This window comes from Alkalibacterium sp. 20 (assembly GCF_001885615.1).
Taxonomy (GTDB): Bacteria; Bacillota; Bacilli; order Lactobacillales; family Carnobacteriaceae_A; genus Alkalibacterium.
Map to the genome: position 1 here is coordinate 18,739 of NZ_LSRN01000018.1, position 12,574 is coordinate 31,312.

Here is a 12,574-nt window from a genome sequence, read left to right on the forward strand (position 1 = left end):
TATTAGAAATTATCATACCATAATAATAAAATCAGCACAATTATTTATATGTGGTCAAAATAACATAGCGAACGTTATTTTATTTTTCTGCTTTAAACCGATCCTGCAGCTTGACTCTCGTCGCCTTGACTTATATTATAAGTACACTATGCTAATTTTTTCGAGTAAAAAATTCAGTGTTTTCAGACATGTTGTTACCTATACCACTACATTTTTTCGTTAGCGATTAAATGTATTGACTTTATGAACAAATACCCTTATTATAGTAATGCTTGTCAACAATACCCGTCATTTAGATATGGCATGGGGTATATACCAATTTTCAAAAATTAGAAAGCTCTCTGGAAGGTGGAAAAATTAATGTGTGGAATTGTAGGATACATCGGAAAAAAAGATGCTAAAGATATTTTATTACACGGATTAGACAAATTAGAATACCGCGGTTACGACTCAGCAGGTATTTATCTATTAAACAAAGCTCATGATGGTCATTTGTTTAAAGAAAAAGGCAGGATCGCTGCTTTACGAGAAAAGGTAGATGCCTCTGTTGAAGCAACTGCCGGCATCGGTCATACACGCTGGGCTACTCATGGTGTCCCAAGTGTACGTAATGCGCATCCTCATCAATCTATAAGCGAACGTTTCACGATCGTTCACAATGGTGTGATCTCCAACTATCAGGAAGTTAAGGATGCTTACTTAGATGGCGTTGAATTAAAAAGTGATACAGATACAGAAATCATCGTTCAACTCATTTCCTGGTTTGTAGAAACCGAAGATCTCAAGCTCCTTGATGCATTTAAAAAAGCGATCGTTACATTAGAAGGCTCTTACGCGATTGCTTTGATGGACAGCGAAAATCCTGATGTCATATATGCAGCCAAAAATAAAAGTCCTCTTTTATTAGGCAAAGGCGAAGGTTTCAATGTGATTTGTAGTGATGCCATGGCGATGATCAAAGAAACTGATCAATTTGTCGAGTTAATGGATAAAGAAATCGCTACTGTAACCCGTGAAGCTTTGATTATCGAAGATTATGCTGGAGATATCATCGAACGTGATTCTTATACAGCTGAAATCGACTCTGACGATTTGGAAAAAGGAACATATCCATATTACATGTTGAAAGAAATCGATGAACAACCTGCTGTTATGCGTCGCATTTTACAAAGATATCAGGATGAACAAGGGCATCTATCTGTCGATCAGGCTATCGTAGATAAAATGCTGAACTCCGATCGTGTGTACATTATTGCTGCAGGAACGAGCTATCATGCTGGTTTAGTTGGCAAGAAATTAATTGAATCCCTGACACATATCCCTACTGAAGTTCATGTGTCGAGCGAGTTCGGTTATGATACCCCGATCTTATCTGAAAAACCATTCTTCATATTTATTTCTCAAAGCGGTGAAACAGCGGACAGTCGTCAGGTGCTTGTTAAAACAAACTTGCTTGGACATCCGTCTTTAACCGTAACCAATGTCTCTGGTTCTACATTATCTCGTGAATCAACTTATACTTTACTTTTAAATGCCGGACCCGAAATTGCGGTTGCATCGACTAAAGCTTACACTGCACAGATTGCTGTGCTGGCTATTTTAAGTGAGATCGTCGGTCTTGAAAAAGGTCTGATCAACAAAGGTACCATGTTACATGATATTGGTATCGTTGCTAATGCAATGCAATCCATCGTTGATGATAAAGAAACAATTGAAGAACTTGCTTCTGAATACTTGAGTATTTCACGTAACGCCTTTTATATCGGACGCGGTATGGATTACCATGTTGCTTTAGAGGCAGCACTGAAATTGAAAGAAATTTCTTACATTCAAACTGAAGGCTTCGCAGCTGGAGAATTAAAACATGGTACCATTGCTTTAATTGAAGAGGGTACGCCTGTGCTGGCAATCATCACAGAAAAAGCTGTTGCCGGACATACACGAGGTAACTTGCAGGAAACGAAAGCGCGTGGTGCCCACACCATGGTTATTTCCATGGATGGTCTAAACCGTGCAGACGATCAAATCGTTATTCCGCAAGTAAATCCACTCCTATCTCCGTTAGTGAGTGTCATACCGACACAACTGCTTTCTTACTATAGCAGTTTGCATCGTGGTAACGACGTGGACAAACCCCGTAACTTAGCAAAATCAGTCACCGTTGAATAAATAAACGAAAAAAAGCTGCGTACTCATGAGTACGCAGCTTTTTTTCGTTTTCAATTTATTTTTATATGGTTAAATCAACTCGAGACTCTTATATAACAAACCCTCAAAACGGCTTGTTTTTGAAAATCAAACATAAGAAAAGGCACACTCCCCATCGAGCGTGCCTTTTCTTATGGTTGTTTTAATTATTTTTCCAATCATTGTACAAGCGGTCCATCATGGACGAGACGCGTTCCCCAATTTCTTTATAAGCTTTTGTTTCCAAGTTCGCTAACGAAACGCGCACTGTCCACTTGCTCGAGCCAAACGCTTCTGCCTTGAGCAGCATCAGACATTCTTCTTCTGCTAATTTTGTGACAATATCAGTCATCGTCCAGGTTTCTTCCACGAATGATTTAAATGCTAAACTGTAACGTTTTTCCATCCACCAGTCAAAGTCGATTTCACAGTAATACGCTGTGTTCAGACTTTTATAAGGGATGGACATCTCTAATGAATCATAAAGAAGCTTGCCTCTGGTCTGACAAATTCCCATGACTCCTTTTTTATATTCATCTTCCGTATCCAGGAGTGCATATAAGCTAAACAATGTCATCATGACTTGTTGTGGTGCAGACAAGCCTGCTGCATGATTCAAAGCTACCGAACGACTATCAGCCACTAAACGATCTATAAATAATATTTCGCGCGGGCTAGAGGTCAATGTCCCATATCGCTCATCCAATGCTTCCTTCTTAGCCTCAGGCAATTCCCGAAGGCGTTTGTCGAAGATGTTTTCTTTAGCCAACGCGATGGTTCCTATACGCCATCCAGTTGCGCCGAAGTATTTGGAGTAAGAATAAATACAGGCTGTGTTATAAGGGATCGCTGTGAATAACGATGTGAATTCCTTTAGAAAAGTCCCGTAAACGTCATCTGATAAAATCATTAAATCAGGGTTGTCGTTTTTAACGATATCTTTCATTTGTTCGATGGAATCTCCGTAAATCGCATTGGCTGTCGGATTACTCGGGTTGACAACAAAGACGGCTTTGATTTCTTTATTTCTCAGACGATCCAGTTCGGATACTGGAAACTGGTAACTTCTCTGTCCGTCTATCTCCATTAATTCAGCACGGATATATTCGACGTCAAATCCATATTCCGGTAGTTCTGGTATTTCCATATAGGGCGCAAAGGTTGGGACCATCAGCGCTATCTTATCATGTTGCTCCAGTAAATGGTTGTAGACAAGCGACTTGAAGGTGTAAACGATCCCTGCTGTCCCACCTTCGACCGCAAAAATATCAAACGGAACAGTATTTGAATCAAAAAGCTCATGATGTAAATACTGTTTGATCGGTTGTTCGCAGGCTGTGAGCACACGTTCAGGATAAGGATAATTATCCCCGATGCTGTAATCCAGCATTTGATTTAACCATGTTTCTTTCGGCATACCTAATAAGTGTGACCCGTCGTTCCAAATATCTTGTAAAAGTTGTGCCCCAGGTGAATTTTTTCCGTTAATAAATTCTTCAAAGCGTGCGGTTTGCCCTACTTTTTCTTTAATCTTCGTACCAATTGATTCTTTTTCTTTGCGCATGGTTTCTGTTGTAGCAAATTCACCTAACAGGAAATACGCTGCTCTTGGGATCGGTGCTGTCCAGTTGGGATTTCCCCTTCCGGCGTTTAGCCATTCTTTGTTCGTGTCCTGATGGACCATTCTGCTTTCAAGATATAAATTCAATTCAAATGGGCTTAAACTTTCTAAGTTTTGTTTCAAGGTTCCACTCCTATAATTTTTGTGTTTACTATAATTTCAATTATTTTTTTTCGTTTATTGTTTTTTCGTTTATTGTTAGTGAGTATAACAAACAACCTTGTCAAATCAAAGGTCATAGGCTGGTACTTAGTAGAGTTTTAGTTTAACCTCATTTGTTTATCATATGATTGTGAAAAATAAAAAGAAGGCTTTCTCAATGAAAGCCTTCCCGTTAACGTATTCATGTTTTTGATGACACCTTGTATTGCCTTTTTTTTATTCGTATTTTTTAAACCATGCTGTAATTTCCTTCATTCGATCTAATCGCAAATGCGGGAGTCCTGCTCGAGATAATCCGTGGCTCGATTTCGGATAAAGAACCAGCCGGGTATCGACACCTTGTTTTTTCATCGCAATGTACATTTGTTCACCCTGCTCTTGCGGGCAACGCATATCTTCTTCACCATGCATCACAAGAAGTGGTGTCTTGATATTATGTGCGTAAGCCAAAGGAGACATCGACCATAAATCTTGAGCATCGCGGATTTCTTTTTCCAGTTGGAATTCAACAAAGAAAGCTCCGACGTCACTCGTCCCATAGAAACTGATCCAGTTGGAGATAGAGCGCTGGGTCACTCCGGCTTTAAAGCGATCGGTATGTCCGACGATCCAGTTCGTCATGAACCCGCCGTAACTTCCGCCAGCAACAAACATGCGGTCATTATCGATTTCTGGATGCTTTAGAAGGACGTGATCTGTTCCTAAAATCAAGTCTTCGTAATCCTTGTTGCCATAATCGCCTATAATCGAAGCAACGAAATCTTGCCCATAGCCATTTCCGCCTCGAGGATTTAACAGGATAATACCATATCCTTCACTTGCCAGCTGCTGCATCTCATGGAAGAAAGTTTCTCCATAACAGACTTGCGGCCCACCGTGAATATATAAAATAGCTGGATGATTCTTCCTGTTTTTCGTTGGTGCCACGTACCAGCCTTCAATATCCCAGTCATCTGCTCCTTTGTACCAGAAATGTTCAACGTCAGCATATTCGTGCTCACTTGAGAATGCCTCGTTCGGATCATAAAGAACATCAAGTTTTCCATTATTTAAATCTAAAGAAGCCAGGACACTGGGCGTATTTAAATCGGAATAGGTGATAACACATTCTTCATCTTCGATCAATGCTCCATCAGTTATATGAATACGTTCGTCTACAATCAATTCGCTATTGCCTTCAAGGTCTCCTTTGTAAAGTTGCAGCTTGCCTTCTTCGGTAACTGGGTAAACATATGAGTCGTTTGCTAACCAAATGATCGGAAAACCACTTGTTTTTTGCTGGAAGTCACCGATGATGACGTCTCCAACCTGTTTATCTTTTTTTGAGAGTGACTTGAATGTACCCTCACTACGGTTCCATCCATACACTTCGTTAAGTGTCACAAACGCATGAGAAAAATCATTCCCTGTAAACAAGAAAAATTCTTCCGTCTCATTTACTGCCTCAAACGAAAAGCTGCCTTTTGGAATATCTTTCGTGACCAATCGTGAATCTTTTGTTGCTATGTCGTATTCAAATACACTTGCGCCATAAACCCATTCATCATCGGGATTTAATTTATCTGCATAAAGCAGGAAACTTTCATCTTTTGATACATATTGAAGACTAAACGGACGGTCTTTTTCCAGTATGACTGAGACCGTTTTAGTGGCTCTGTCGATCCTTTTTATTTGATGCGTTTTCTCAACGTCAGTTATCCCCTGTCCGTCCATTTTATATTGCAGTTTGGTGATCTTTTTGGATTCGATCTTTTTAGTATATTTATTATTTTCTTTGGTTTCATCATTTCCTTTTTCTACTTCAGGTTTCACAGAGGTCTGATAGTATAACGAAGCGCCCTTACTCGTCCATTCATAGCTGCTGACACCCTCTTTTTCATCGGTTAGAGCTTTGGCCCCACCACCACTTAGAGGCATAATGTATACCTGCATTTTTTCATCCTTAGAAGCTGATAAAAAGCTTAACCATCTTTTATTCGGACTCATATCCAGTTGAGAAGGATTCAGTTCTTCACTGATCCACTCAACTCGTTCATTCGTCTTTTTATGTATACTCCAAGCTGAAGTCAAATATTTATTTTTTTCTTTATCCGTTCGTGTTTCCAAATAAAATAAACGGTCTCCATTAGCTAAAGGTTGTGATATATTCTTTAAATCAAATAAACTTTCGCTTGTTATCGGTTCCAAATTAACATCTCCTATTATTGATTAATATTGCGTTAAAAAACTATTATCATCTTCTCATTTAAAGCGGTTCTCGTCAATAAACAATCCCTAAGTAAGTGTCTATTCCAAGAAGTTTCTGAAAAGAAAACGACCATTTTTATGTTATACTTATGCAAGAATCAATTGAAAGGAATGGTAAACATGGAATTGAACAGTAAACAACAAAAGATCATATTAATTGGTGATGGTGCAGTTGGTTCGAGTTATGCTTTCGCGTTGATCAATCAGAATATCGGTCAAGAGCTAGGCATTATTGACATCAACAAAGAAAAAGCTGAAGGAGATGTCATGGATTTAAATAGTGCTTTAGCTTTTACAGCACCTAAAAAAATCTATGTTGCCGACTATGCAGACTGCCATGATGCTGATCTGGTTGTTTATACAGCAGGCGCTGCCCAAAAACCAGGTGAAACACGCTTGGACTTGACTGAAAAAAATCTACTTATCACTAAATCAGTAGTTGAGAATGTAATGAAAAGCGGTTTTGACGGCATCTTTTTAGTCGCTACAAACCCTGTAGATATTCTAACCTATGCTGTGTATAAACTGTCTGGTCTTCCTTCACACAAGGTTATTGGTACAGGTACAACATTAGACAGCGCGCGTTTCCGTCATGCCATAGCTGACCTTTTAGATGTCGATGTACGTAATGTCCACGGCTATATTATTGGTGAACACGGCGATACTGAATTTCCAGTTTGGTCGCATGCGAACGTTGCCGGTTTGGAAATAACTGAATGGTTAAGTAATAACCCTGATACAGACGAGGAGGCACTTGTAGAAATATTCTTTTCTGTTCGTGATGCCGCTTATGAAATAATCAAGCGTAAAGGTGCTACTTTTTATGGTATTGGTGCTTCACTTGCACGTATTACACGCGCAATTTTAAATAACGAGCACGCCGTACTGCCGCTTTCTGTATATTTGGAAGGCGAGTATAAACAGAATGATATCTATATAGGTTCACCCGCAATCATCACTAGTTCAGGTATTAAAAAAATCGTAGAAATCCCACTTAATGATTCTGAAAAAGCAAAAATGACTCACTCTGTTAATACGCTTCGCACTCATTTAAAAGAAGTACTGGAAAAAAATCCCGATATAGGGTTCACCATAGACTAACGATGATTGTTCAAGTCAGAACAAATCATTCAACTTAAAAAGCAGCAGACATGAGCGTTTCTCTCAATGTCTGCTGCTTTTTAAGTTCTTCATTTACATTGGAATAATAACGTCATCTTCTTCATAAATCTCTTCACCTTCAGCCGATTCTGCACGGATTTCGATAATCAATTTATGTGGTAATACGACTGCCGTTTCGCCAGGGTTACTGATCCAACCTCTTCTAACGCCTAACTGATCCGGACTATTATCTTCTTTGTTCCTGATGCGCGTCCCATCCACTTCGATAATATTATACTGCCCTTCAGCAGGTATTAAAGTGAATTCTTCATTCGGCGTATCTTCGTTTAATTCCACCTGGTAAACTTCCTCGCCAGAAATTTTAACGGTCGCTATGATCCGGGCATCGGCAGCCACTTGACTCAGTTGTATGCCGTATACCACATGGGGAATGAACGAGCCGAGAAGAAGGATGACAATAATCACAACATCCAAAGGCTTCATATTCCTTAAATGATATTTCGTTTTCTTGAGCATCCTTCTTCTCTCCTTTCACGAATAAAAGACGCCTTCGTTCTCAAACACATTCATTTATATTCTCGTAAGTACTGAGCAATGAATGCGTCGCGATTGAGGGCGTCTATTATCTCTTATTCGTCGTCTTTGATGTAACCTTTAAATTGTTTTTCAAATAATGGTGATACAGAGCGGTTTTCATGAATTCGTTTAATGGCATGTCCCATTAATTCACCAACACTGACCTGGATGATCTTATCAATCATTTTTTCTTCCGGTAACATGATCGAATCTGTCACAATCATTTTCTTGATCGGTGAAGCTTCTATCCGTTCAATTGCCGGACCAGAAAAGACCGGGTGTGTCCCACATGCGTACACTTCTTTTGCACCTTTTTCCACCAAAGCATCGGCAGCTAAAGTGATCGTGCCAGCCGTATCGATCAAGTCATCGATCAAGACGGCTGTTTTGCCTTCTACATTACCCACAATATTCATCACTTGCGAAACATTCGCTTTCGGACGTCGTTTATCAATAATTGCAATTGGAGATTTCAGGAATTCAGCCAATTTACGGGCACGTGTCACTCCACCGTGGTCTGGGGAAACAACAACCGTGTCTTCGCCACCTAATCCTTTATCAAGGAACCAGTTTGCGAGTAAGGAAGCACCCAATAAATGATCAACTGGAATATCGAAAAACCCTTGAATCTGAGAAGCGTGTAGATCCAATGTCAGCATACGATCTGCACCAGCCATTGTGATCATGTTAGCTACTAACTTCGCTGTAATCGGTTCTCTCGAACGCGCTTTTCTGTCTTGTCTTGCATAACCGTAGTAAGGCATGACAATGTTGATTGTTTTCGCGCTCGCACGTTTTAACGCATCGATCATGATCAAGACTTCCATTAAATTATCATTGGTCGGCGCTGATGTTGATTGAACGACATACACATGGTCTCCTCGAATGCTTTCTTCGATATTGATGCGGATTTCGCCATCGCTAAATTTCGTTACAGAAACATCCCCAAGTTCTATACCTATATCTGCTGCAATCTTTTCAGCAAGAGGTATATTAGAACTCAACGCAAAAATCTTCAATTTTGGATCAGAATATTGTTCGGACATGTGGGCCTCCATTATTTTTATTCTTATCATTTATATATTATCAGTTTATGCCTACACGACAAATAAATCAACCATAGAACTAATTGAAAGCCCTATTTTAGAGAAAATTCTAATCTTTGTGAGGCATTTTTTTGAAATAGCCTTCTTTATTAACCTGTCGTGCCCGTGCAATAGCCAGGGATTCAGAAGGGACATTGTCGGTAATGGTCGACCCGGCAGCAATGTAGGTATTAGCTTCAATATCAACTGGTGCAATCAAGTTCGTGTTACACCCGATGAAAGAATTGTCTCCAACATTGATATGATGTTTCTGCTTGCCATCGTAGTTGACAAAAACAGTGCCACAGCCTAAGTTGATGTTTTCTCCTAATGTCGCATCTCCGACATAAGTTAAGTGACCAACTTTCGTATTTTTCCCTAACGTCGCTTTTTTAATTTCGACAAAGTTACCGATATGTGCATATTCGCCAACCACTGACTCCGGTCTTAAATGACTATTCGGACCAATATTGCTGTGATCCTTCATAACTGATTCTTCGATCAACGAACTTCTGACTTTGACATTGGAATGAATCGTGCTGTTCTCAACGATGGAATGCGCACCAATCACACAATCTTCACCAATGACCGTTTTGCCTTTTAAATAGACGCCCGGCTCGATCAATGTATCTTGACCGATCTTTACATTACTTTCAATGTACGTTTGATCAGGATCTACCATCGTTACGCCATTACGCATGTGTTGCATATTGATTCGTTTCTTCATCAGTTTGTTTGCTTCAGCCAAGGCAACACGATCGTTTACGCCCAGTGCTTCTTCTTTGTTATCTAACTGATAAGCAGAAATCAATTCATCTTGATTTTTCAATATTTCCATCAAGTCTGGCAAGTAATATTCTCCTTGAGAATTGTTATTGTCGACTTTTTTTAAGGCTTGAAATAATGCCTGATTATCGAAACAGTACGTGCCTGTATTTATTTCTTTGACAGCTTTTTCTGCTTCTGAAGCATCTTTTTGTTCAACGATTTTTGAAACGGAACCATCTTCTGAACGAATCACACGACCATAGCCAAACGGATCGTCTGCATATGCTGTTAGGACTGTCGCTTTTGCCTGAACGTTTTCATGATGAGCCATCAAGCCTTCCAGCGTTTCTTTGGTCAGTAAAGGAGTGTCCCCACAAATAACAACCGTCGTTCCTTCTTTGCCCTCTAGCAGAGGCGCAGCTTGTTCTACCGCATGTGCTGTACCCAACTGCTCTTCCTGCAGTACATATTTACTTTTATCACCTAAGTAATCTTGCACTACTTCTGCACCTACACCGGTAACAGTCACTATATTATCTATTCGTGCCTCTAAAGCTTGATCAACGACGTGACCCACCATCGGCTTACCCATGACTGGATGCATCACCTTATATAATTTTGATTTCATACGCGTGCCTTGCCCGGCAGCAAGGACGACTGCAAATCGTTTCGTCATTATTTTTCTCCTAACTGAGTGTCGGTTCTTGTAATAGACTACTTTTTCAACTATATTTCACTTTTTTTCATTTAAAAAATTCCTCTTTCATCATACTGTATGAACCAACTGTTTTCAAGAAGTATAAGGTTTATTGTTTGAGCTATCGGTTTACCTTTCATATAATAGACGTAATTAAGCAATGTTTTTTCCTGCTTGAGACGTATCAAAAATAAATTCAAAATACCATAGGAGGCTAACTATGAACGATCAGAATAAAAAAGTTGTTGGCAGTTATCCAGATGAGAGAGAAACAAAACGTGTCATTCGCGATTTAATGAGTCAAGGGTTTAGAAAAGATCAGCTCACTATTTATACCAATGAAGAAAAACACACGCACCATTCAGAGGTAGCAAATGTTCAAGTTGCTCAAGCGGACTTCAACGATAAAAAGGAAACTACTGAAGACGATAAAAATTTCTGGGAATCTATCCGTGATGCCTTTAAAGTGAGAGAAGACCAGGAATTTGAGGACCCGGATTATGTAGCTGACGATGATTTCCTTTATCCACACAGAGAAGACCTTAAAAACGGTCGCTATGTGGTCGTAATCGATGAATCCAATGGTGAAACGGTCGCAGCAGAAACAGCTTCAGATAGAACGGTTGACCCTACTCCAGATAAGCAATCAGAAACTTCTGGCACACCCGCGGGGTTCCCTGAAGAAGGCTCAGTACAGGGGATGGGAGACGGCGGTCAGCCACCTACTGATTCTCGTTCCGGTGACGGTACACCTCCAGAATTAGAGGATACTGCTGGAACAGCTGATGAAAGAAAAGCAACTGCTGAAAGATTGCGTCAATCCAGAAAAGAAGATTTATAAGAGAAACATCAGGCTATTGATTTAAATAATAACGGGAGGACTCATATTTCTATGAGTCCTCCCGTTTTTTTCATTATATTGAACTTATCATCTGTCAAGAAGAGAATAATAGTTATTTTGAATCCATTATTTAGGCTTTCTCAGAGTTTTTTTCATCTAGGCAGTAGTATTCTGGGCATTGTTGGGAGTACCCACAGAGATTCTGGTTTGAGCAAGATTATTCCAGCCATCATTGGGAGTGCTCGCGTTACTTTTTACTTTAGCAATGCTATTTCAAGAGTTAAGTGTTTGAATATGGCAAATAATCGTACTATATCCTAACCTTTCATCAATAAAATGCAATACCACTCGTATGAAAAAGGCTGGGAACAATGTCCCAGCCTTCCTGATATTTTTAGTGATTATAATCATTTTACGATAATGAAGACAGGAAATTACCCGCTGACACCTCAATGGTACGGTCTTCTGCATTGACGTTTTCCACTCTCACGAGTGATGTGTACTCTTTAACAGAGCGTTCGCCTTTGAAAATATTTTCTGCAATGACTGTTGCTCCGACCACTTCGGAGTTGAACTCTTCGATCAAGCTGATCATTCCGTTGATCGTACCGCCGCCTTTAAGGAAATCATCGACAATCACGACTTTCGAGCCCATATCCAGGCTGCGTCTGGATAATTCCATTTTTTCGACGCGATCAAACGAAGATCCGGAGACATAGTTGATACTTACCGTAGACCCTTCGGTAACTTTTGAATCACGTCTTACGATGACAAATGGCACGTTGAGATAAAAAGCAACAGACTGTGCTATAGGTACACCTTTTGTGGCTACTGTCATCACACTGTTCACTTCGGTCCCCATGTATTGTGAGGCAATCGCTCGACCGATACGTCGTAACCATTTCGGGTCTCCGAGCATATCAGAAAGATAGACATAGCCACCCGGCAATAAACGTTTGGAATGATTCAGTTCTTCAACCAGATCCGAAACAAACTGTTCAATATCTTCTTTGTTCATTTTAGGGATATATTTCACTCCACCGGCAACTCCAGGAACTGTTTCCAGGAAGCCTATGCCTCTTTGTGCAAATGTGTTTTTAACAATCGTTAAATCTTCGCTTATACTCGATTTTGCTGACTCATACTTCTTCGAAAATAGGGTCAAAGGAATCAAGGTATGAGGATGTTCCAATAAATAATGGGTCATATCAATTAATCGTTCGCTTCTTTTTGTCTTCATTTTCACTGCACCTCTTAATGTAACGTTA

At 39.9% G+C, this 12,574-nt stretch carries 9 protein-coding genes; 3 read left to right on the forward strand and 6 right to left on the reverse strand.

Annotated elements, in window-relative coordinates:
- The first annotated feature begins 360 nt into the window (after positions 1 to 360).
- Complete coding sequence (glmS, locus tag AX762_RS02965) at positions 361 to 2,169, forward strand: glutamine--fructose-6-phosphate transaminase (isomerizing) (RefSeq protein ID WP_071847678.1); 1,809 nt, start codon at positions 361 to 363, stop codon at positions 2,167 to 2,169.
- A gap of 181 nt (positions 2,170 to 2,350) precedes the next feature.
- On the opposite strand, the gene aspD is transcribed toward glmS, so the two are convergent.
- Together aspD and AX762_RS02975 are read right to left on the reverse strand one after the other, a co-directional pair.
- Entirely contained in the window at positions 2,351 to 3,931 is a 1,581-nt protein-coding gene (gene aspD / locus AX762_RS02970) for an aspartate 4-decarboxylase (protein WP_071847679.1), read from the reverse strand.
- A gap of 255 nt (positions 3,932 to 4,186) precedes the next feature.
- Complete coding sequence (locus AX762_RS02975; RefSeq protein ID WP_071847680.1) at positions 4,187 to 6,157, reverse strand: S9 family peptidase; 1,971 nt, start codon at positions 6,155 to 6,157, stop codon at positions 4,187 to 4,189.
- A gap of 180 nt (positions 6,158 to 6,337) precedes the next feature.
- On the opposite strand from AX762_RS02975, the gene AX762_RS02980 reads away from it, so the two are divergent.
- On the forward strand, positions 6,338 to 7,318 hold the full coding sequence (locus AX762_RS02980) for an L-lactate dehydrogenase (RefSeq protein ID WP_143139270.1): 981 nt from the start codon (positions 6,338 to 6,340) through the stop codon (positions 7,316 to 7,318).
- Between the two features lie 93 nt (positions 7,319 to 7,411).
- Here the strand turns inward: AX762_RS02980 and AX762_RS02985 are convergent, their stop codons facing one another.
- The 3 genes from AX762_RS02985 to glmU form a co-directional block, all read right to left on the reverse strand.
- Positions 7,412 to 7,855, reverse strand: coding sequence for a NusG domain II-containing protein (locus AX762_RS02985; protein ID WP_071847681.1), 444 nt, complete (start codon positions 7,853 to 7,855; stop codon positions 7,412 to 7,414).
- A gap of 113 nt (positions 7,856 to 7,968) precedes the next feature.
- Positions 7,969 to 8,961, reverse strand: coding sequence for a ribose-phosphate diphosphokinase (locus AX762_RS02990; RefSeq protein WP_071847682.1), 993 nt, complete (start codon positions 8,959 to 8,961; stop codon positions 7,969 to 7,971).
- Positions 8,962 to 9,070: 109 nt separating this feature from the next.
- Positions 9,071 to 10,444: a bifunctional UDP-N-acetylglucosamine diphosphorylase/glucosamine-1-phosphate N-acetyltransferase GlmU gene (gene glmU, locus AX762_RS02995; RefSeq protein ID WP_071847683.1), complete on the reverse strand. Its 1,374-nt coding sequence runs from the start codon at positions 10,442 to 10,444 to the stop codon at positions 9,071 to 9,073.
- 241 nt (positions 10,445 to 10,685) lie between these two features.
- On the opposite strand from glmU, the gene AX762_RS03000 reads away from it, so the two are divergent.
- Positions 10,686 to 11,306: a general stress protein gene (locus tag AX762_RS03000; protein ID WP_071847684.1), complete on the forward strand. Its 621-nt coding sequence runs from the start codon at positions 10,686 to 10,688 to the stop codon at positions 11,304 to 11,306.
- 412 nt (positions 11,307 to 11,718) lie between these two features.
- Here AX762_RS03000 and purR read toward each other — a convergent pair whose 3' ends face one another.
- Positions 11,719 to 12,546 carry a pur operon repressor gene (gene purR / locus AX762_RS03005; protein WP_071847685.1) on the reverse strand — a complete coding sequence of 276 codons (828 nt, stop codon included), beginning with the start codon at positions 12,544 to 12,546 and terminating at the stop codon, positions 11,719 to 11,721.
- Positions 12,547 to 12,574 lie beyond the last annotated feature (28 nt).